Source organism: Rhizobium sp. K102 (assembly GCF_022385315.1).
Lineage (GTDB): Bacteria > Pseudomonadota > Alphaproteobacteria > Rhizobiales > Rhizobiaceae > Rhizobium > Rhizobium croatiense.
Map to the genome: position 1 here is coordinate 84795 of NZ_CP092433.1, position 20905 is coordinate 105699.

Genomic DNA, 20905 nt, shown 5'->3' on the forward strand with positions numbered 1-20905 from the left:
ATCATGACCAAGAAATTGCGCGTCGGCGTCATCGGCGCAGGCATTGCTGCGCGGCACCTAACCGGCTTCGGCTGGAACAAAGATCTTTTTGACGTTGCCGTGCTCTGCTCGCTCGACGAAGACCGCGGCAAAGCGCTGTGCGAAGAGTTCGCCATCAACGAATATACGCAGGACGCAGACTCGCTGTTTGCCCGCGACGATCTCGACATTATTGATATTTCGACGCCGCCGAGCTCGCATTTCGAGCTTTGCCGCAAGGGCATCGAATCCGGCAAGCACGTGATCTGCGAGAAGCCGCTCTTCGGCTCGATCGCCGAGGTCGACGAGATGGAGCGCATCCTCGCCCGTTTCCCCGGCGGGAAGCTGATGCCGATCTTCCAGTATCGCTACGGCTCCGGCCTGCAGAAGCTGAAGCTGCTGATCGAGCGCGGCCTGGCCGGCAAGCCGTTCCTGACGACGATCGAGACCCATTGGTGGCGCGGCCCGGATTATTACGCCGTGCCGTGGCGCGGCAAATGGGCGACCGAGCTCGGCGGCGGCCTTCTCGGCCACGCGATCCACGCCCATGACATGCTGAATTACGTGCATGGCCCCTGTGCCGAGGTGTTTTCCTATGGCGCCACCCTGGTCAACCCGATCGAGGTCGAGGATACGGCAGCGCTTTCGGTGAAGATGCAGAACGGTTCTCTGGCGACGCTGTCGATGACGCTCGGCTCGCGCAAGGAGATCTCGCGGCTGCGTTTCTGCTTCAGCGATCTTGTCGCCGAAAGCATTCTCGAACCCTATACGATGGGCCGCGATCCCTGGGTTTTCACGGCAGGAACGGAGGAACACCAGGCGCGAATCGACGAGGCGCTGGCCGCCCATGTGCCGGGCGAGGACGGCTATACCCGCCAGTTCGAGCTCTTCCACAAGGCGATCATCGAGGGCAAGGACCCGCCGGTGACGCTGCAGGATGCCCGCAACTCACTGGAGCTGGTGACAGCCGCCTATTTCTCGCAGCGCACCGGCAAGCCGACGCCGATGCCGATTGCCGCCGATCATCCGCTCTACCGCTCCTGGCTTCCGGAGGAACAGCGCGCGGCTGCCGGCCTGTGAGACGACGGTGTAAGGCGAAGCTTCGAACGTCGGATCATTCCGACGAGGTCTTCGGCACAGTCAACGAGAGGATGTCGGGCGGCGCCCGGCATCCACCTTGAAACGTTTCTTAATCCGATCGACGGGCGTTCCGTCCAGAAGCGGAACCTGGGCAAGCCTGTCATAAAGCTGGAAACCCATCTTTGCGTAATAGGCAAGACCGCCGACATTGTCGGCACGAATGGTCGCATTGATGACTTCGAGCCCGAGCTCTTCGGCTGCCGCCCGCGTCGCCGGAAAAAGGGCGCTGCCGACGCCGGAAATCTTCGGATTCATGCGGGCAAATGTTGCGATATCGGCATAACCTTTCGGCGGATCGCCATACAAGCTCAGCGACTGAAAGCCGACAAGCGACCGGTCATGCTCCGCCACATGGCAGACAAGGGGAAACTCGCCCTCGATGAACCACTCTGCGAATTCCGCGGCCATCAGCGGTGTCTCGAGCGCGGTCGTTCCGCCGGCCAGGATGATTTCGTTCAGGAGACTGCACAGCTCCTCCGCATCGGCGGATACCGCTCTTCGAATATGCATCACTTTGGTGGCCTCGTCTTTCGACGACAACCTAGTGGCGACATTGAGAGAGCGCAAGCGACCGCCCGTCTGCGGCCTCCAGCAATCACGCTCATCCTTAAAATTTGAAGCCGCCGCCGAAAGCCGTTCTCATCCTCAAGCGAAAGAAGCACCCATGCTGAAATCCTTCGAACATGTCGGCATGACGGTCAGCAACATGGACCGTACCATCGATTTTTACTGCCGCCTGCTCGGCCTGCGCCTGCATCTGCGAAAGACGATGGCCGACGGCTCTGGGATCGCCTTTCTCGATGCCGGCGGCGGCATGCTCGAAATCGTCGCGCCGGCCGGTGGTGCGGCAAGGGCGGTTGACGTTCCCGAGGGCACGGCAGGGCTCCGGCATCTGACCCTCCTGTTCGAAAGTGTCGATGAGACATTCGCCCGGCTGGAACGGGCCGGCGTCGAGGTCAAGGAGCGGCCGCGCCTGGCGGTCAATGCCGAGGTTCTGCACAAGGTCGCCTTTCTCCGTGATCCCGATGGCATTCAGATCGAACTCGCAGAGAAACGGTAAGTCCTCAGTGGCGGCCCGGCCTGCCGATCGCCTCGGTTCGCGCGACCAGCCCCTTCAGGAGAAGCGCGACGAGAGCGCTGCGCGTCTGAAAAGGCGCGCAAAGGACGCTGCATCGGTTCCGAGTTAAGGAACGATGCAGACGCCGCGCAATCAACGCCGTCATTCTTCGCCGCATGCTCAACTCGCCAATTTGGCGCGAATATACGTTCGCCAGCCGCCAAGCGGCGTGATGTCCTCGGCGCCGCGCACCGCATGTGCCTCGCAGAGAAAACCGGCAACGCTCGTGCCGTCGTCGAGCGCCACTTTTCCAATACCGAGCGGTGCCGGGATCTTCTGGACGAAAAACCCGAAAGCATCGGCAGGCATGGCCCAGACCTCAACCTCCAGACCGGAGCCCTTATAGTCAGGTTCACGGATGAGGCCTGGCTTCGGCGGCACCGTGCCCGACAGCACGAAGAGACGATATTCGCCGGTCGTGCGGCAGGCCTTGACCAGCCGCGCGCCGGCGCCGGTCAGCTCATGATTGAGCGGCATGCCGGTCAGGTGCGCACCAACCACGACAATCTCGACGAAGTCGTCATCAGCAGCCGCAACGCGGCTCGCGTCAGGGATCGCCGCTTGCCGGTCGATGCCCATGCCTGATGTCGCAGCCCGGTGCAGTGCATCGGCCAGTGGCGCCAGAGCATCGTCCGTGAAAGCAGGCGCGATCACGGTAATGCCGCCGGGCAAGCCGCCCTCCGCGAAGCCTGCCGGAACGGCGATCGCTGCGCAATCAAGCAGGTTGACAAAATTGGTATAGCGGCCGAGACGGCCGTTCAGCACGACGGGATTGGCGAGCATATCGGCGACCGTGTAGGTGGTCGGTGCAGTCGGCAGCAGAAGCACGTCGGCCTTTCCCCATTCGGTTTCCGTCTTCCGGCGCAGTTCTTCCAGCCGATATCGGCCATTGAAGGCGTCGACCGCGGTGCTGCTCCCGGCGCCTTCGATGATCCCCCGTACTGTCGGGTCGAAATCGGCTGCGTTCGTCGCCAGGAAAGCCTCGACCGCCGCCAGGCGTTCGGCGACCCATGGCCCATTATAAAGGAGGGCGGCGGCCTCGCGGAAGGGCGTGTAATCGAAGGGGACAATGGTCGCGCCCAGTGTTCTCGCCCGCTCGATCGCCTGGTCGTAGAGTGCCTCCACCCCCTTGTCGCCGAAGAATTCCCGCTCCCCGGCGGTCAGGACGCCGATCCGCAACCCCGACACCGGCAGCTTCGCCGGCTCGGCCCGACGCGAGAAAGGATCGGCAGCGTCAAATCCCTCGGCGACCTTTCGGACCGCGACGCCGTCGCCGACGGTGGGGGCGAAGATCGTAATGCAGTCGACGCTCCTGCAGGCCGGAATAGTGCCGGTATTCGGGAGAAGCCCCGGCGTCGGCTTGATGCCGACCAGATTGTTGAAAGCGGCCGGCACGCGGCCGGAGCCCGCCGTATCTGTGCCGAGCGCGAAGGCGGCGAGGCCGGAGGCGACCGTGACCGCCGAGCCCGAGCTCGAGCCGCCGGATATATAGGCCGCATCGAAGACCGACCGTGGCGCCCCATAAGGCGAGCGCGTGCCATTGAGGCCGGTGGCGAACTGGTCGAGATTGGTCTTGCCGATGATGATGGCGCCGGCTGCCTTCAACCTTGCAACGACGGTGGAATCGACGTCCGGCCGATACTCATAGGCCGGGCAGGCGGCAGTCGTCGGCAGGCCGGCGGCATCGATATTGTCCTTTACCGCGAAAGGCACGCCCCAGAGGGGCAGGCTGTTTGCTTCAGGCGCGCGCACCATCAGAGCTTTGGCGGCAGAGCGTAACTCTTCATCCGGCACCGGGGTGATGAATATTGCCGGATCTTTCGAAGCGGCGCGGCGGGCGATCACCTCTTCGATGATGTCGAGCGGCGTCAGGCCGGATTGATAGGCGGCGCGAAGGCTTGAGAGATCGAGAATGGTCGGCAGCATGTCAGCATTCCTCCACGACGACGATAATATCGCCGGCTTTGACGTTTCTCCCCGGCCCGGCTCGCAGGTCGCGGACACGGCCTGCCGCATGGGCGGTGACATTGATTTCCATTTTCATCGATTCGATGATGGCAAGCGTGTCGCCGGCCGCAACCGGGGCGCCCGGTTCGACCAGCAATTTCCAGATATTGCCGGGCACAGCGCTGGCAACGCCGAAGCATCCGTCGGGAACATCCGCGGCCGTATTTTCGCCCGTGCCTTCATCGGCGACGAAGCTGTCGAGCCCGGCTTCCTTCCAGTGCTGACGCTCTACATCGAAGGCCGCCTGCTGCGTCGCCTTGAAGCGGCCGACGGATACTGCGTTCGCCTGCATGTCCTTGTCGTAGGCGGCATAGGAGAATTCGGTCTCTTCGATCCTGACAGGATAGCCGCCATGCGGGAAGGCCGCACGCGCCTCCGTCAGCTCCTGGTTGCTGACCGGAAAAAAGCGGATCTGGTCGAAGAAGTTCAGGAGCCAGGGCTTGCCCCTGGCAAAGGCCGGCGTTTCCCGCCACGTGTTCCAGACCTGGATGGTACGGCCGAAGAGCTGATAGCCGCCCGGTCCTTCCATGCCGTAGATGCACATATAGGCCCCGCCGATACCGACCGCATTTTCCGGCGTCCAGGTGCGGGCGGGATTGTATTTGGTCGTGACGAGACGATGGCGCGGATCAATCGGGGTCGCAACCGGAGCGCCGAGGTAGACATCGCCGAGGCCCAGGACGAAGTAGCTCGCGTCGAAGACAATATTCCGGACGGCCTGTTCGTCGGGAAGACCGTTGATGCGGCGAATGAACTCGATGTTATCGGGGCACCAGGGCGCATTAGGGCGGACGAGTTCCTGATACTTGCGCATGGCAAGCGCCGCATCCGGATCGTTCCACGACAGCGGCAGATGCACGATACGGCTCGGCACCTTGACATCCTGTGCCGCCGGCAGCGTCGTCTCGATCTCAGAGAGCAGCCCGAGCAGGCGCCGGCGCGTCAGCTGCGTGCCGTCATAATGGATCTGCAGCGAGCGGATGCCCGGCGTGAGGTCGACGATCCCGGGCAAGCGGGCCTCGGCGACAGCCTGCATCAGCAGATGAACCCGCAGGCGGAGCGCGATGTCGAGCGTCATCGGCCCATATTCGACGAGCAGGTTGTCGTCGCCCTGGCGGCGATAAACGACCGAAACCGGGCCGTCCTCGCTGACGCCGACGATCGGCGAACCCGTCTCTTCCGCGGCCCGCCGCACCGCCGGGCCGGCGATCGGGTCTTCCGGCCGGGCCACGGCATGAAAACGGATACGGTCGCCGGGCTTGAACTGCCCCATCTTCCATTGCTCGTCACGCGCGATCACGGCCGGGCAGACGAAACCGCCAAGGCTCGGACCGTCGGGCCCGAGAATGATCGGCATATCGCCGGTGAAATCGATCGCGCCGATCGCATAGGCATTGTCATGCAGGTTGGAGGGGTGAAGCCCCGCCTCGCCACCGTCGCGGCGTGCCCAAAGCGGGGCGGGGCCGATGAGGCGCACACCGGTGCGGGCGCTGTTGAAATGCACCTCGTAAGCTGCGGAGAACAGCGTCTCGATATCGCTATTCTGAAAGAAATCCGGTGCGCCATGCGGACCGTAGACGACGCCGACATCCCATTCTCGGGACAAGGCGGCCGGCTCGGATGCAGGTTTGGCCGGTTGCACCGGCGCCTGCCGGGCGAAATGCAGCACATGCCCCGTCTTCAGCGTGCCGGTGGCGTTGCCTCCGAATTGGCCAAGGCCGAAAGTCGCCCGCGAGCCGAGCACGACGGGCGCGGCAAAACCGCCGGCAGCGGCAAGATAGGCGCGCTGCCCCGGTCCTTCGATCGCACCGACCGACAGCACCTGACCGGCCCGGATCAGGACCGGCTCGTCGTGGGGAAGCCTGATCCCATCGCACGTCATCGCCATCCGCGCCCCGGCAAGGGCGATCGTCTGGTCGGCATAAAATCGCAGCGTCGGACCGGAAACCGTCAGTTCCAGCGCGGCCGTCTCATCGGCATTGCTGACCAGCCGGTTGGCATGGCGGAAGGAGCGCTCGTCCATCGGCCCGCTCCGCGGCACGCCGACATGCCACAGGCCGAGCCGGCCCGGCAGCTCCTGAATGCTCGATTGCGCACCGGGTGCGATAACCTCGACGATATCCGGAACGAAGGCGAAGTCACGCAGCGCCGTCGTCGCCACCTTACCGCCGGCAAGCAGTTCGGAAGCGGCGATCGCCCGGAGATAATCGAGATTGGTTTCGATGCCTGAAATCGCTGTCGCGGCAAGCGCTGCCTTCAGCTTCTCGATCGCCGCCGGCCGATCCTCCGCCGCCACGATCAGCTTGGCAAGCATCGGGTCGTAGAAGGGTGTCACCTCGGTTCCCGTCTCGATCCAGCCGTCGACACGGGCATCGTTGGGAAAGACGACCTCGGTCAGCAGGCCGGCGCTCGGGCGGAAATCGGCATGCGGCATCTCGGCATAGATGCGCATTTCGATCGCCGCACCCTTCGGCGTCAGGTCGCTCGCGCCCGACAGCACGTCCTCGCCCGCCGCCTGCCGGATCATCCACTCGACGAGATCGATGCCGAAGACGGCTTCGGTGACGGGATGCTCGACCTGGAGGCGGGTATTGACCTCGAGGAAATAGAATTCCCCGCGCTGGGGATCATAGATGAATTCGACGGTGCCGGCCGATTCATAGGAGACCGAAGCTCCCAAATCGACCGCCGCCTTGTGCAGGCGCGCCCGTGTTTCCGCCGACAGACCAGGGGCAGGCGTTTCCTCGACGACCTTCTGGTTTCGCCTTTGCAGCGAGCAGTCGCGCTCTCCGAGCGCGATCACTGTGCCCTTGCCGTCGCCGAAGATCTGCACCTCGACATGGCGGGCTTCGGCAACGAAACGCTCGATATAGACACGCGCATCGCCGAAGCTGGCGCGCGCCGTTCGCTGTACGCTTTCGAAAGAGGCCTTGAGACCAGCCGCATCGGCGCAGAGCTGCATGCCGATACCGCCGCCGCCCGCCGTGCTTTTCAGCATAACGGGGAAACCGATGGTCTCGGCGGCCAGGAGCGCCTCTTCGACACTCCGCAGCAGATCGGTGCCGGGCAGCAGCGGCACGCCGCTCGCTTTCGCCAATTCACGCGCCGTATGCTTCAGGCCGAAAGCCGACAGATGCTCCGGCCGCGGACCGATGAAGGCGATGCCTTCCGCGGCGAGCCGCTCGGCAAAGCCGATATTTTCCGAGAGGAAGCCATAGCCCGGATGCACGGCCTCGGCACCGGTCGCCTTGCAGGCGGCGATGACGGCATCGACGTTGAGATAGCTTTCTCCAGCAGGCGCCGGGCCGAGGCGCACGGCTTCGTCGGCGAGCAGCGCCGGCTTCGAGAAGCGATCGGCATCGGAATAGACGGCAACCGAGGCGATGCCCATCCTCTTCAATGTCCGGATCGCACGGACGGCGATTTCGCCGCGATTGGCGATGAGAACCTTGGTGAACATCGATCAGTCCTCGCCGTCCCAGATCAGCACCCGGATCGGTGTCGGATCGAAGCCGTTACAGGGATTGTTGATCTGCGGGCAGTTGGAGATGACGCAGAGCACGTCCATTTCAGCCACCAGTTCGACATAGTCGCCGGGCGCGGAAATGCCGTCGACAATGGTCATCTCGCCGTTCGGCTTGATCGGAACATTCATGAAAAAATTGATGTTCGGCACGATGTCGCGCTTGCTCATGCCGTGCCGGGTCACCTCGAGCACGAAATTGTCGCGGCAGGCATGCAGGTATTTCGTGCCATGGCCGAAGCGCACGGTGTTGCTCTCGCAGGAGCAGGCGCCGGCGGAGGTATCATGGCGGCCGCAGCTGTCGGCCGTCATGACAAGCATGACATTGCCCTCGTTCGAGACGATCTTCGTGCCGGCGCCGATATAGGCGCCACCCTGCGCCCGCATCGTGTCCTGGTTGGAATAGCGCTCGCCAAAATCATCGGCGCGATAAAACAGCGTGTCGATCGCCTGCTGGCCGTAGCTGTCTTCGATGCGGATCGTCTGACCCTTGCGCACGATGCCGGACCACGGCGCTTCCGCCGGGATGAAATGATCCTGCACGGCGTTTTCGAGGCTGCGTGAAGCTGACGTCTTGATGAAATCGGTCATCGTCATTCCTCCTCAGGCCAGCATCGCGGCGTTGTTCTCGAAGCCGCGAACGGCCTCGGCGGTCGCCGTGCGCGCGAGGTCGTCGACGGCGGGCGCACCTGCACGAAAGCGCGTCACGATGACCGGCTTCGGCGCATAGACCGGATCTGGATCGAGCGGATGCGGGCAATTGGAAAAGCCCACGATCATGTCCATTTCGGCGCGCAGTTCGGCATAATCGCCGCTATTGGAAAGTTTGCCGCGCCAGTGGAAGCCACCCTCGTCGTCGACGCGGACGGAAGCGAAAAGATTGAGAATCCCAGGGATGTCGCGCCTGGTGAGACCGAGCTTGCCGGCGACGAGCACGAGATTGTCGCGGGTGTTGCGGGTCTTGACGCCGGGATATTTTGCGGCGTTCGAGGCCGCCGTCGAGCCGCCCATCAGGCAATCATGGGCACCGGAACTGTCTTCGGTCAGCGAAAACATCACCCGGCCCATATCCGAAAAGATGACGCGGCCCTTGCCAAGGGCAGTCGTCCACTGCACCTTGACCGTATCGACGAGATTGAGCCGCTCGCTGGTATCAGCGGCGTTCCAGGCGACGAGCGCCACGGTCGATCCGCCGTCGCCTTGGTCGATGCGGAGCGCTTCGCCGCGCTTCAGCGCTGTCGACCAGTACCAGCCGCCGGGGATGGTTTCCTGGTGGATGATCGCAGCCGCATCGATGGCGGGGGCGGGCAGGGGGCTCGGCGCCGGCAGAGCCTTCGGCGCGAATTCCAGCCCCTTCTTCTGATGTTCCTCGTAACGCTGCCGGTTGGCGGCGATTTCCTCGGGCGAGCGTCTGACATGCATCATGGTTTTTCTCCTGACGGACTGGAAGCCGGGTCGTCCCGGCGATGGCCCAGAGAAATGACCGGGCCGTCCCGGTCGGGGCTGAAGATGGAAGGCGCGCCGGCAAGCCTGGGCGGCCAAATGGAAATGTCCTTGGTGATGGTCGCGCCGTAGCGCTCCTTCTCTTCCGGGCGGTCACGCCGCCGCTCGAAGGCGACGACCCGCGTCGCCAGCGTGAAGGCCTCGCGCATGTCGTGCGTCACCATGACGACGGTCATCTGCGTTTCGTGCCAGAGCCGTTTCATCAAGGTATGGATTTCGGCGCGAATGCCGGGGTCGAGCGCCCCGAATGGCTCGTCGAGCAGCAGCACTTTCGGCTTCATGATGAGCGCCTGCGCCAGCGCCAGGCGCTGCTGCATGCCACCGGAAAGCTGTGCCGGATATTTGTCCTCGGCGCCGGCAAGGCCGACTTCGCCGATCAGCCGCCGCGCCTCGTCGACCGCGCTGCGGCGGGCAGCGCCGAAAAGCTTTGCCTTGCAGCGCGCCGCAGAAAATTCGAGGCCGAGCAGCACATTGCCGAGGACGGTCAGATGCGGGAAGACGGAGTAGCGTTGGAAAACCACGCCGCGATCCGGCCCCGGCTCGAGCGGCAACGGTTCACCGTCGAGCCGGATGGCGCCCCGCGTCGGTCGTTCCTGGCCAAGCAGCATGCGCAGGAATGTCGTCTTGCCGCAGCCGGACGGGCCGGCAAGAGCGACGAAGGCGCGCGAGGCGACGGTGAGCGACACATTCTCAAGCACGATCTGGTCGCCATATTCCTTCCAGACCCTTTCGATCACCAGCTCGCTCATGCCTGCTTCTCCAGCTCCGACCACGGGAAGAGAGCGATGCGAATGCGATCGAGGATGTAATTCATGACCACGGCGAGCAGCGTGATCCAGACGACATAGGGAAAGATCACGTCCATGGAGAGGTAGCGGCGCACGAGGAAGATGCGGTAACCAAGGCCGGAATCCGACGAGATCGCTTCGGCCGCAATCAGGAACAGCCAGGCAGGACCGAGCTGAAGCCTGAGGCAGGTGATGAGCCGCGGCAGGATCTGCGGCAGCACGACGCGAAGACCGATCTGCCAGGAAGAGCCGCCGAGCGTTTCAGCCTTGACGATCTGTTCGCGCGGCAGTTCCAGCGCCTTCAGGGCAAGGTCGCGGATCATCGTCGGGGCAACGCCGATGGCGATGAGCGCGATCTTAGAGGCTTCCCCAAGCCCCATGGCGATGAAGAGAATCGGTAGTAGCGCCAGCGGCGGCACCATCGAGACAACGGCGACGAAGGGGAGAGCAGCGCCCGCAGGTACGGCAGCATGCCGATCAGCATGCCAATGACGAGTGCGGTGACAGTGGAAATGCCGAGACCGGCAAACAGCCGCACTAGGCTCGCCGCCGTATCAGACCAGAGCAGGTATTCGCCGGTGCGCGGATCGGCGACGAAGACCAGGCGATTGATCGCATCGGCGAAATCTGCGAAGCCCGGCAACAATTTGTCATTGGCGTTTTCCGCCAGTCGCGCCGCTGAGCCGAAAGCATAGGCGACGATTAGCAGCACGAAGGGCAGCAGCGTCAACGCAAGCTGTGAGCCCCGGCTCGGTCTCGTGTTGATCCAACGCATGAGAGAAGCTCCGCAGATGAAGGATGGCGGCGTGGGCAAGCACGCCGCCGCTCGAGCGACGCTCAGAGCGAACCGCCGGCGGCTGCTTTCATGTAAGTCTCGGTAAAGCGCAGCTTGACGTTGCCGCTGTCGCCGAGAATCTTGCCGTCCGGCATTTCGATGCCGATCACGTCCGCCGACGGCGCGCCGCTGCCGAGCAGACCCTTTTCGAACAGGAAGTTGCGGACGAGATCCATCGTCTTCGGCAGGCTGCCCGACGCGGTAAAGGCGACGGCATCAGCCGGCTTGGCAAACAGCTTGGTGGCGGCAAGCTGGGATTCGAAGCCCTTGAGATCCGTGCCCGACGCCGAGCCCATCGCCTCGCGTGCAGCCTTGCCGTCGGCGCTGTCTGATGTCAGCAGCGCTGCCGTCTCATACCAGATGCCGGCGAGCGCCTTGCCGAAATTCGGATTGTCTTTCAGCACGCCGGTATTGGCGACCATCAGGTCGATGATCTCGCCCGGCACCTGCGAACTGTCGAACACTTTCTTGGCCGTGGGATCCTCTAGAATGGTCGAGACCAGCGGATTCCAGGTGACGACCGCGGTCACGTCAGCCGTCTTGTAGGCAGCGACCATATCGGCGTCGGAGGTGTTGACCACCTTCACGTCGCGTTCGGTCATCTTGACGCTTTCGAGTGCGCGGGCGAGCAGATAGTGAGAGACGGAAAATTCGACGAGATTGACGTTCTGACCCTTGATGTCGGCAAGGCTCGTCTTGTCTTTCAGGATGACCGCATCATTGCCGTTCGAAAAGTCGCCAATGATCACGGCCGTCGTATCGACGCCGCCGGCTGCCGGGATTGAGAGGCCGTCCATATTGGTGAGCGTCACGGCATCGAAGGCGCCGGCCGTATACTGGTTCATCGATTCGACATAGTCGTTGAACTGAGTCACTTCGATCTTGATGCCGTATTTGTCGGCCCATTTCTTGACGATGCCGTGATCGGCGGCATAGCCCCAGGGCATCCAGCCGACATAAATCGACCAGGCAACCTTGAAATCGGTCTTCTGTTCGGCTTTCGCGGTCGAACCGAGGCCCAGAGCCAAGGATGCCGTCAGTGCGGTGATGGAAAGAAGCTTCGAAAAAGTCTGCATTGAAATTCCCCTTTGCTTTTCTTCAAAAGGGATCGGCAATGACCATCGTGCCGCCAATCCCTTGGCTTACGAGGTCTCCCGGGTTTTTATCCCGCCGTGCACCCGGCAGGATGTCTCCCCTGCCGGTGGCAGCTCTCGGACCAGTCACGCCTTGCGACGCCGGAACCCTAGCCACCAACTCTGCAAATATCGAAGCAAGCCGCGTGCCAGGTTCCAAATCGTTGATTTCACTGGAGGCATCATGTCGCCGCGCGTGGCGACATCGCAGAGTGCATGCACTTGCGCAAAAAATGTGCGCAGCCTGCCGTCACCATAGGCTGGTTTTTTCTCGGTAGAAAGCGCGCAGCGAATCTGAAAGATTGCGACGCCTCAGTTCCGGAAGGCGCCGGCGGGCATCGTCGTCACCAGCCTGATATCGCGCCGGAAATCCGACGGCGACATGCCGGCGATATGGCGGAAGGATTTGTTGAAGGCGCTGATCGAGCCGAAACCGCTGTCCATTGCCACCTGCAGAACATTGGCGCCCTCGCTCATCAGCATCGCCTGAGCGCGCGACAGCCTGAGCAGCGTCACATATTTGCTGAGCGTCATGCCGGTCGATCGCTTGAACAGGTTCATCGCATATTTCGGATGCAGGTCGGCGGCGCGGGCGATGTCGACCGAATCGATGTCCTGCAGGAAATTGGCAGCGATGAAATCGCACATGCGCGCGACGCTGCGCGAGGAATGCGGATGCGGCTGGTCGCCTTCAAGGCTGGTGGTCGTCTTCGACGTCGCCATCGAGTAGGGTTCGAGCGCAATGCGCTCGATGCGCAGCAGCAGTTCGTCGACGGCGTGCTGAGCCTTGGCGGAATCGCCTGAATTGGCGTAGCGGACCCAGCGGGCGAAGTTTTCTCTGTCGGCGGCATCGGTCGCCGACGTCAGCAGCGTCTCGCCCTTCATCAGCCGGCTGGAAATGCTGATCGGCAGACGCAGCCGGAAGAAATAGACCAGCGGCAGATGGGCCCCGGCATAGAGCGAATCATCCGAGGATTCATCCATCTGATGCGGCTGGCCACCCCAGAAAAGGCACATCTGGCCGGCGTTCAGCCGGAATTCGTGATCGTTCATGCGGTAGTGCACGGTGCCGCGAATCACATAATTGACCTCGACCTGCGCGTGCCAGTGCGGCATGGCCATGACGGGCGGGTGGGCATGAAACATCTGCAGCGCCGTCGGCGAACCCTCGATGCTGCTTGCGCCGGGCTGATAGATTGCACGCGTACCGACCTTACTTTCCGCCAAATCCATGTTCCCTTTTTAGGAGACAGCCGCTCCCTTGCGGATAGTCTAACCGCGTTCGTGAAAGATCGGCAATTGAAAAGGGAGGATTTTCAATGCGCTTCAAACTTCTCGCTGCGACAGCAGCTGTCGCACTGCTTGCTTCCGGCTCTGCCTTTGCAGAACCGGCCAATCTCACCATCTGGAGCTGGAATGTCGCCGCATCGGCATTGAAGTCCACGCTGCCGGGCTTCAACAAACAGTTTCCCGATATCAAGGTCACGGTCGAGGACCTCGGCAACAGCCAGGTTTTCGACAAGACGCTGGCTGCCTGCGCTGCCGGCGGCGAAGGCTTGCCCGACATCGTCAGCATCGAGAATTTCGAAGCTGAAATCTTCTGGAGCCGTTTCCCGGATTGCTTCGCCAATCTGAAAGAGCTCGGCTACACCGCCGATATTCAGGCGAAATTCCCCGACTTCAAGCGCACCGAGCTCGAGGTCGGCGATGTTGCCTATGCCATGCCGTGGGATTCCGGCCCTGTCGCTGTCTTCTATCGCCGTGATTTCTACGAAAAGGCCGGCGTCGATCCCAGCACGATCAGCACCTGGGACGATTTCATCGCTGCCGGCAAGAAGATCTCGGCCGCCAATCCCGGTGTCGTCATGGCGCAGGCCGATTTCAACGGCGACAGCGAATGGTTCCGCATGATCGCCAACGAGCAGGGCTGCGGCTGATTCTCGACCGACGGCCAGAATATCACCATCAACCAGCCGGCCTGCGTCGCTTCGCTGAAGGAGGTGAAGGAGATGAAGGATGCCGGCACGCTGACGGCCGCCAACTGGGACGAAAAGATCCAGGCCAATACCGCCGGCAAGGCGGCAAGCCAGCTCTATGGCGGCTGGTATGAAGGCACCGTGCGCTCGACCTCTCCCGACCTCAAAGGCAAGTGGGGCGTCTACAGGATGCCGAGCCTGACGGCCGACGGCCCGCACGCGGCTAATCTCGGCGGTTCGTCGCTTGCCATTTCGGCAGCGTCCGCAAACAAGGAAGCGGCCTGGAAGTTCGTCAACTATGCCCTCGGCACCAACGAGGGGCAGGTGACCATGCTGAAGGAATTCGGCCTGGTGCCGTCGCTGCTTTCGGCCGAGAAGGATCCTTTCGTCAACGAGGCGCAGCCCTATTGGGGCGGGCAGAAGGTCTGGGCAGATATCCTGGCGACGCTGCCGAAGATCGTGCCGAGCCGCGGCACCGCCTTCCAGAGCGATGCCGAAGGCATCTTCAGGGCAACGCAGGCGAAGTTCTTCGCCGGCGGTTACCCCGATGCGAAAGCGGCTCTCGACGACGCCGCCAACCAGATCGCTTCGGCGACCGGTCTTCCGATCGCGCAATGAATGACGATGCCGGGCGCTCCAAGCGCCCGGCCTCCTGGCTTTTACCCGGCCAGTCATTCGTTCGTTCGTAAGGAGGAGGCTTGATGCCGTTCAGAACCCGGAGCGCTTATGCGTTCCTCGCGCCCTATCTGCTGATCTTCGCCACCTTCTGGGTCTGGCCGATCATCAATTCGTTCCTGATTTCCTTTCAAAACACGCGCATCAATCCGTGGAAATACAGCTTCCAGGCCAATTGGGGCCGGCTCTTTTACGATCCGGCCTTCTATAACGCTCTTTACAACACGCTGATCATCCTGGTGATCCAGGTGCCGGTCATGATCGCGCTTGCGACCGTCATGGCCGTGCTACTCAATTCGCCGCTCCTGAAAGCGCGCCCGCTTTTCCGCTTCGCCTTCTTTGCGCCGGTTGTCGTCGGAGAGGTCGCTTACGCAGCCGTGTTCCGACTGATGTTCAGCCTCGATTTCGGCGTCATCAACAAGATGATTTCGGCCATCGGTTTCAGCCCGATATCCTGGTTCGACAATGCCAATGCGGCGATGGCCGTGATCATCCTCGCAGTCACATGGCGCTGGGCCGGCTATAACGCCATCATCATCCTCGCCGGCCTGCAGGCCATTCCCGACGATGTCTACGAGGCAGCAACGCTCGACCGAGTGAGCAAGGTACAGCAGTTCTTTCATATCACCCTGCCGCTGTTGAAACCGATCATCCTCTTCTGTGTGGTGCTTTCGGTGATCGGCACCATGCAGCTCTTCACCGAGCCCTTCCTCATCACCAATCGCGGCGGCCCCGGCGGCGGCACGGAAACACTCGGCCTCTTCCTTTATCGCCAGGGTTTCACCGCGCTGAACTTCGGTTATGCCTCGGCGATCGCCTATACGATGGCGGCACTTGCCGTGGCGATCTCGCTTCTCAATCTCTGGGTCGGGAGGGATCCGAAATGAAATCCAAATCGCAATCCCTTCTGCTGCGCCAGATCGCGTTGCATGCCGCACTGGCGCCGCTTGCGATAATCTGGCTGTTTCCGCTCTGGATGATGTTCGTCTTCTCCACGATGCCCGACAACGGCATTTTCAGCCCTGACATCGTGCTGTGGCCATCGACCAACTTCGTCGAGAATTTCAAGAACCTGCAGGCCGATACCGATTTCATCGGGGCCATGGTGATCTCCATCGGCGTGGCGCTCATCTATACAGTGCTCTCGGTGCTGCTGACTTCGATGGCCGGCTGGGCGCTGGCACGTTACCGTTTCGTCGGCCGCACCGTCGTCATCGCCATCATCCTCGGCACGATCACGCTTCCCTTCTCCGTGGTCGTCATCCCGCAATTCATCATGGTGGCGCGGGAGTTCAAGCTGGCAAACACCTGGGTGGCACTGATCGTGCCGCCGCTGTTCAATTCGCTCGGCGTCTTGTTCATGCGGCAATCCTTCTCGATGATGCCGGGAGAGCTTTTCGATGCGGCCCGGGTCGAAGGCGTCAAGGAGTGGCAGATCTTCCTGCGCATCGCCTTGCCGCTGGCGCGCCCGACCATGGCGGCATTGGCGATCATTCTCTTCCTGCACTCGTGGAACAATTACCTCTGGCCGCTGCTGATCAATTCCAGGCCAGGCATGATGACGGCGCCGGTGGCATTGGGAACGCTGATCGGCCTCACCAAGGTCTCCTGGGCGGCATCATGGCCGGCGCGGTGCTGCTGACGGCGCCGATCCTCGTCATCTTCGTGGCTCTTCAGCGCCATTTCATCGCCGGCATCGCGGCCGGCGCAATTAAATAGTCGGGAGGCCGCATGGCAGAGCTTTCACTCAGCAACATCGTCAAGCGCTTCGGCGGCTTTGAGATCATCCACGGCGCCAATCTGGAGGTGAAGGATGGCGAATTCGTCGTCTTCGTCGGCCCGTCCGGCTGCGGCAAGTCCACGCTGCTCAGGATGATCGCCGGTCTTGAGGATATCACCTCGGGCGAACTTCAGATCGGCGGCAGGGTCGTCAACGACGTCGAGCCGGCCGATCGCGGCATCGCCATGGTCTTCCAGTCCTATGCGCTCTATCCGCACCTGACGGTCGAGGAAAATCTGAGCTTCGGCCTGCGGATGAACGGCAATCCGAAGGCCGATACCGAGCGGCGCGTGCGCCATGTCGCCGAAATCCTGCAGATCACCGAGCTGATGAAGCGGCGGCCGAAGCAGCTTTCCGGCGGCCAGCGCCAGCGCGTCGCAATCGGCCGCGCCATCGTCCGCGAGCCGGAGGTCTTCCTGTTCGACGAGCCGCTCTCGAACCTCGACGCGGAACTGCGCGTGCAGATGCGCGTCGAAATCTCGAGGCTGCACAAGCAGCTCGGCACGACGATGATCTACGTCACCCACGACCAGACGGAAGCGATGACGCTCGCCGACAGAATCGTCGTGCTGCGCGCCGGCAATATCGAGCAGATCGGCGCACCGCTCGATCTCTACGACGATCCCGCCAACCAGTTCGTCGCCGGCTTCGTTGGCTCGCCGAAGATGAATTTCCTGAAAGCGATGGTGGTCGAAACGCAGCCAGGCAGGGCGGTCATCGCGCTGGAAAGCGACGCCAATATGCGCTTGCCGCTGCCCGTCACCGAACCCATCGAAGCCGGCACGAAGGTAACGCTCGGCATCCGGCCCGAACATTTCGTCGATGCCGGCGCGGGCGATGCCGATCTCACCGTCGCGGTCGACGTCGCCGAACATCTCGGCAATACCAGCTACATCTATGCCGCCGTCGGCAGCGAGCAGCTGATCATCGAGCGGCCGGAATCACGCGTCGCCGGCAATCGCGAGACGCTGACCGTCGGCCTTCCCGCAAGCCACACATTCCTTTTCGACGGCGCCGGCAAACGGCTTCGCTAAACCCCTCCCAAGGCAGAAAGACGAAAGAGGTTTCCATGACGTCCGATCAACCGATCCGCTGGGGCATCATCGGCCCCGGCACCATCGCCCGCACCTTTGCCGATGGCGTCGCCCATTCGCGTACCGGCAAATTGGTGGCGATCGCCACCCGCAATCCTGCAAAGCCAGGCCTTGCGGAAGCTTTCCCCGGCGCCCGCATCGTCAACGGCTACGAGGCGCTGCTTTCCGACCCCGAGGTCGATGCGGTCTATATTTCCGTGCCCCATACCGGCCATGCCGAATGGGCGATCAAGGCCGCGCGCGCCGGCAAACACATCCTGGTGGAAAAGCCGATCGCGCTATCGGCCTATGATGCCGAGGCCGTCTACTACGAAGCCAGGAAGGCCGGCGTCTTTGCCGGCGAGGCATTCATGTACCGCGTGCATCCGCAGACGGAGAAGCTCGTCGAACTCATCAAGAGCGGCGTCATCGGCACGCTGCGCATCATTCGCTCGAGCTTCGGCTTCAATATGGGCAGCTACAGGCCGGAGCACCGGCTGTTCGCTAACGATACCGCCGGCGGCGGCATTCTCGATGTCGGCGGTTATCCGGTCTCGATGGCGCGGCTGATCGCCGGTGCGGCGGAAGGCAAGGCCTTCCTCGAACCGGAAAAGGTTTCGGGCGTCGCCCATCTCGGCGAAAGCGGCGTCGATGAATGGGCCTCGGCCGTTCTCAAATTCCCGAACGAGATCATCGCCGAAGTCTCCTGCTCGATCATGGCGCAGCAGGACAACGTGCTGCGCATCATCGGCTCCGAGGGCCGGATCGAGGTCGCCGACTTCTGGTTCGCCTCGGGCCACAAGGGCGGCGTCGGCAAGATCGAGATCTTCAAGGGCGGCAAGCAGGAAACGGTCGAGATCAAGGAGGATCGCTGGCTCTATTCCTTCGAGGCGGACGCAGCGGGCGATGCTATCCGTGCCGGCCGAACGGAATTCAGCGCCCCCGGCATGAGCTGGGCGGATTCGATCGCAAACCTGCGCGTGCTCGACCAATGGCGCGCCTCGGTCGGCCTCGAATACGGCGTCGAAAAAGCGGCAAAGCGTACGAAAAACATCGCCGGCGGCGCAGTCACGCGCGGTAGCAGCATCCCGCAGCGTGTGATACCCGGCATTTCCAAGCCGGCCTCGGTCGTGACGCTCGGCTTCGAATTCTTCCCGAACTTCGCCGCCGCCTCGCTGACGCTTGATGCCTTCTATGAAGCCGGCGGCAACGCCTTCGATACCGCCTATGTCTATGGCGCCGGCAAGACGGAGGCGATCTTCGGCGACTGGCACACGAGCCGCCAGGTGCCGCGCGAGGAGATCGTGCTGATCGGCAAGGGCGCCCATTCGCCGCTCTGCTATCCCGATATGATCGCCAAGCAGCTCGACCAGTCTCTCGCCCGGCTGAAGACCGACTATGTCGACATCTATTTCATGCATCGCGACAATACCGACGTGCCGGTCGGCGAGTTCGTCGACGCCATGGATGCAGAAGTCAAACGCGGCCGCATCCGCGGCATTTTCGGCGGTTCGAACTGGACAAGGGCGCGTTTCGACGAGGCAATCGCCTATGCCGAAAAGACCGGCAAGGCGGCGCCGGCATCACTCTCCAACAACTTCTCGCTTGCCGAGATGCTCGATCCGATCTGGGCCGGCTGCGTCGCCGCTTCCGATGACGATTGGAAGAAATGGCTGAACGAGAAGCATATCCCGAACTTTGCCTGGTCCAGCCAGGGCCGCGGCTTCTTTACCGACCGCGCCGGCCGCGACAAGCGCGACGACGAGGAGATCGTGCGCGTCTGGTATTCCGAGCGCAATTTCGGCCGCCGCGACCGCGCCATCGAACTCGCCAACAAGCTCGGCCGCAACCCGATCCATATCGCGCTCGCCTATGTCATCGCCCAGCCCTTCCCGGTCATTCCGCTAATCGGGCCGCGCACCGTCGCCGAACTGGAAGACAGTCTCTCGGCGCTGGACATCCAGCTGACGCCGGACGAGGTGAAGTGGCTGGAAGGCTGATGAAAGGAGAGGGGCGCGGGTTCGAACCGCGCCCCTCTCAATTTACTTGCTCGCTTCGGACGTCTTCTTTCGGGCTGCATCATCGACCAGCTCGTACCACATGGCGTTGAGGACGGCGAAGGCGGCGGCCAGTGGCAGGCCGAGGATCCATGCGAAATACCACATCGTTTCGTCTCCCTCAGTAGGCGTGGCTGTTTTTGTCGGTGACGGATTTCTCTTCGACCTTGCCCCACAAAACCTTGTAGACCCAGGCCGTGTAGGCGCAGATGATCGGCAGGAATATCGCCGACACCACCAGCATGATGAACAACGTCATATGGCTGGAGGATGCATCCCAGACCGTCAGGCCCGATCGTGGATCGAGCGAGGAGGGCAGGATGAACGGGAACATCGAGAGACCGACCGTCGAGATGATGCCCAGGATCGCGACCGTGCTGAAGAGCAGCGTCATCACCTCGCGCCTTGCCCGCATGGCGATGAAGGCCAGTGCAGCACCGGCAAAGCCGAGGACGGGTGCGGCGATCATCCACGAATGAGCGGTGTAATTGGCAAGCCACGCGCCTTTCTCCAGCGCCACCGTCTTCAGCAACGGATTGGAAGGCCCGATCGGGCTGATATCGCTGGTGATGCGATAGCCGCCGACGCCGATCCACAGGAAGACGCCGCCGAGGGCAAACAGCACGATGGCGGCGAGAGCGGCGATGCTGCCATAGCTTCTGGCCCGTTCTGCAACCGGACCGCTCGCCTTCAGCACCAGCCAGGCCGCACCGTGCATCGTCAGCATGGCCAGGGAAAGTAAGCCGCACAGCAGCGCAAAGGGGTTGAGCAGGGCGAAGAACGAGCCTTCGTAGAAGATCCGCATGTCGTCGGCAAAGCGGAAGGGCACGCCCTGCAGCACGTTGCCGACGGCAACACCGAAGATCAGCGACGGCACGAAGCCGCCGACGAAGAGCGCCCAGTCCCAGCCGGTGCGCCAGCGGGCGCTGTCGCGCTTCGACCGGTATTTGAAGCCGACCGGGCGCAGGATGAGCGCGAAAAGGATCGCGAACATCGCGAGATAGAAGCCCGAGAAGGAGACCGCGTAAAGCGGCGGCCACGCGGCGAAGATGGCGCCGCCGCCGAGGATCAGCCAGACCTGGTTGCCCTCCCAAGTGGCGCCGATCGTGTTGATCACCACGCGCCGTTCCGTATCGGTCCTGGCGACGAAAGGCAGAAGCGTGCCGACGCCGAGATCGAATCCGCCCGTCGTCGCAAAGGCGATCAGCACCACGCCGAGCAACAGCCACCAGATGAGGCGCAGGGTTTCATAATCGAGGAGTTCGTGAAGGATCATGGCA

General features: G+C 62.6%; 15 protein-coding genes, 3 pseudogenes and 1 riboswitch. Of the genes and pseudogenes, 7 read left to right on the plus strand and 11 right to left on the minus strand.

The window, feature by feature from the left end; genetic code table 11:
* The first annotated feature begins 3 nt into the window (after nt 1–3).
* Nucleotides 4–1098: a Gfo/Idh/MocA family oxidoreductase gene (locus tag MHI61_RS02390; protein ID WP_239789390.1), complete on the plus strand. Its 1095-nt coding sequence runs from the start codon at nt 4–6 to the stop codon at nt 1096–1098.
* Between the two features lie 60 nt (nt 1099–1158).
* On the opposite strand, the gene MHI61_RS02395 is transcribed toward MHI61_RS02390, so the two are convergent.
* A complete protein-coding gene (locus MHI61_RS02395) occupies nt 1159–1668 on the minus strand; it encodes a GNAT family N-acetyltransferase (protein WP_239789391.1) in 510 nt (169 codons plus the stop codon).
* Nucleotides 1669–1822: 154 nt separating this feature from the next.
* On the opposite strand from MHI61_RS02395, the gene MHI61_RS02400 reads away from it, so the two are divergent.
* Nucleotides 1823–2218 carry a VOC family protein gene (locus MHI61_RS02400; protein WP_239789392.1) on the plus strand — a complete coding sequence of 132 codons (396 nt, stop codon included), beginning with the start codon at nt 1823–1825 and terminating at the stop codon, nt 2216–2218.
* A 177-nt stretch (nt 2219–2395) separates the two neighbouring features.
* Here MHI61_RS02400 and atzF read toward each other — a convergent pair whose 3' ends face one another.
* The 8 genes and pseudogenes from atzF to MHI61_RS02440 form a co-directional block, all read right to left on the minus strand.
* On the minus strand, nt 2396–4201 hold the full coding sequence (gene atzF, locus MHI61_RS02405; protein WP_239789393.1) for an allophanate hydrolase: 1806 nt from the start codon (nt 4199–4201) through the stop codon (nt 2396–2398).
* 1 nt (nt 4202) lies between these two features.
* Nucleotides 4203–7742: an urea carboxylase gene (gene uca, locus MHI61_RS02410; protein ID WP_239789394.1), complete on the minus strand. Its 3540-nt coding sequence runs from the start codon at nt 7740–7742 to the stop codon at nt 4203–4205.
* 3 nt (nt 7743–7745) lie between these two features.
* Nucleotides 7746–8396 (minus strand): urea amidolyase associated protein UAAP2, encoded by a 651-nt coding sequence (locus MHI61_RS02415; RefSeq protein ID WP_097607648.1) that lies wholly within the window; start codon nt 8394–8396, stop codon nt 7746–7748.
* A 12-nt stretch (nt 8397–8408) separates the two neighbouring features.
* Nucleotides 8409–9230, minus strand: coding sequence for an urea amidolyase associated protein UAAP1 (locus MHI61_RS02420; RefSeq protein ID WP_097607555.1), 822 nt, complete (start codon nt 9228–9230; stop codon nt 8409–8411).
* Nucleotides 9227–10057 carry an ABC transporter ATP-binding protein gene (locus MHI61_RS02425; protein WP_239789395.1) on the minus strand — a complete coding sequence of 277 codons (831 nt, stop codon included), beginning with the start codon at nt 10055–10057 and terminating at the stop codon, nt 9227–9229. Before MHI61_RS02425 ends, MHI61_RS02420 begins: the two co-directional genes overlap by 4 nt.
* A pseudogene (locus MHI61_RS02430) lies at nt 10054–10871 on the minus strand (ABC transporter permease). The gene MHI61_RS02425 and the pseudogene MHI61_RS02430 overlap by 4 nt, the downstream one beginning before the upstream one ends.
* A 62-nt stretch (nt 10872–10933) precedes the next feature.
* On the minus strand, nt 10934–12007 hold the full coding sequence (locus MHI61_RS02435) for a putative urea ABC transporter substrate-binding protein (protein ID WP_239789396.1): 1074 nt from the start codon (nt 12005–12007) through the stop codon (nt 10934–10936).
* Nucleotides 12008–12080: 73 nt separating this feature from the next.
* Nucleotides 12081–12189: riboswitch (guanidine-I (ykkC/yxkD leader) on the minus strand.
* 187 nt (nt 12190–12376) lie between these two features.
* Complete coding sequence (locus MHI61_RS02440) at nt 12377–13297, minus strand: helix-turn-helix domain-containing protein (protein WP_222141084.1); 921 nt, start codon at nt 13295–13297, stop codon at nt 12377–12379.
* Between the two features lie 86 nt (nt 13298–13383).
* Between MHI61_RS02440 and MHI61_RS02445 the strand changes: the two are divergent.
* The 5 genes and pseudogenes from MHI61_RS02445 to MHI61_RS02465 all read left to right on the plus strand — a co-directional run bounded on the left by MHI61_RS02445 (nt 13384) and on the right by MHI61_RS02465 (nt 19568).
* Nucleotides 13384–14658, plus strand: a pseudogene (locus tag MHI61_RS02445) (ABC transporter substrate-binding protein).
* A gap of 83 nt (nt 14659–14741) precedes the next feature.
* Entirely contained in the window at nt 14742–15602 is an 861-nt protein-coding gene (locus MHI61_RS02450) for a sugar ABC transporter permease (RefSeq protein WP_239789397.1), read from the plus strand.
* A pseudogene (locus MHI61_RS02455) lies at nt 15599–16434 on the plus strand (carbohydrate ABC transporter permease). The gene MHI61_RS02450 and the pseudogene MHI61_RS02455 overlap by 4 nt, the downstream one beginning before the upstream one ends.
* Before the next feature lie 12 nt (nt 16435–16446).
* Nucleotides 16447–17529 (plus strand): sn-glycerol-3-phosphate ABC transporter ATP-binding protein UgpC, encoded by a 1083-nt coding sequence (gene ugpC / locus MHI61_RS02460; protein ID WP_239789398.1) that lies wholly within the window; start codon nt 16447–16449, stop codon nt 17527–17529.
* 35 nt (nt 17530–17564) lie between these two features.
* Complete coding sequence (locus tag MHI61_RS02465) at nt 17565–19568, plus strand: aldo/keto reductase (protein WP_239789399.1); 2004 nt, start codon at nt 17565–17567, stop codon at nt 19566–19568.
* A gap of 42 nt (nt 19569–19610) precedes the next feature.
* On the opposite strand, the gene cydX is transcribed toward MHI61_RS02465, so the two are convergent.
* Both cydX and cydB read right to left on the minus strand, forming a co-directional pair.
* Complete coding sequence (gene cydX, locus MHI61_RS02470) at nt 19611–19733, minus strand: cytochrome bd-I oxidase subunit CydX (protein WP_239789400.1); 123 nt, start codon at nt 19731–19733, stop codon at nt 19611–19613.
* A 13-nt stretch (nt 19734–19746) separates the two neighbouring features.
* Complete coding sequence (gene cydB / locus MHI61_RS02475) at nt 19747–20901, minus strand: cytochrome d ubiquinol oxidase subunit II (protein WP_239789401.1); 1155 nt, start codon at nt 20899–20901, stop codon at nt 19747–19749.
* Between the last annotated feature and the right edge of the window lie 4 nt (nt 20902–20905).

Coding starts and splice junctions, on each gene's coding strand:
- MHI61_RS02390 (WP_239789390.1), top strand. CDS start 4: ATGACCAAGAAATTGCGCGTCGGCGTCATCGGCGCAGGCATTGCTGCG.
- MHI61_RS02395 (WP_239789391.1), bottom strand. CDS start 1,668: ATGCATATTCGAAGAGCGGTATCCGCCGATGCGGAGGAGCTGTGCAGT.
- MHI61_RS02400 (WP_239789392.1), top strand. CDS start 1,823: ATGCTGAAATCCTTCGAACATGTCGGCATGACGGTCAGCAACATGGAC.
- atzF (WP_239789393.1), bottom strand. CDS start 4,201: ATGCTGCCGACCATTCTCGATCTCTCAAGCCTTCGCGCCGCCTATCAA.
- uca (WP_239789394.1), bottom strand. CDS start 7,742: ATGTTCACCAAGGTTCTCATCGCCAATCGCGGCGAAATCGCCGTCCGT.
- MHI61_RS02415 (WP_097607648.1), bottom strand. CDS start 8,396: ATGACCGATTTCATCAAGACGTCAGCTTCACGCAGCCTCGAAAACGCC.
- MHI61_RS02420 (WP_097607555.1), bottom strand. CDS start 9,230: ATGATGCATGTCAGACGCTCGCCCGAGGAAATCGCCGCCAACCGGCAG.
- MHI61_RS02425 (WP_239789395.1), bottom strand. CDS start 10,057: ATGAGCGAGCTGGTGATCGAAAGGGTCTGGAAGGAATATGGCGACCAG.
- MHI61_RS02435 (WP_239789396.1), bottom strand. CDS start 12,007: ATGCAGACTTTTTCGAAGCTTCTTTCCATCACCGCACTGACGGCATCC.
- MHI61_RS02440 (WP_222141084.1), bottom strand. CDS start 13,297: ATGGATTTGGCGGAAAGTAAGGTCGGTACGCGTGCAATCTATCAGCCC.
- MHI61_RS02450 (WP_239789397.1), top strand. CDS start 14,742: ATGCCGTTCAGAACCCGGAGCGCTTATGCGTTCCTCGCGCCCTATCTG.
- ugpC (WP_239789398.1), top strand. CDS start 16,447: ATGGCAGAGCTTTCACTCAGCAACATCGTCAAGCGCTTCGGCGGCTTT.
- MHI61_RS02465 (WP_239789399.1), top strand. CDS start 17,565: ATGACGTCCGATCAACCGATCCGCTGGGGCATCATCGGCCCCGGCACC.
- cydX (WP_239789400.1), bottom strand. CDS start 19,733: ATGTGGTATTTCGCATGGATCCTCGGCCTGCCACTGGCCGCCGCCTTC.
- cydB (WP_239789401.1), bottom strand. CDS start 20,901: ATGATCCTTCACGAACTCCTCGATTATGAAACCCTGCGCCTCATCTGG.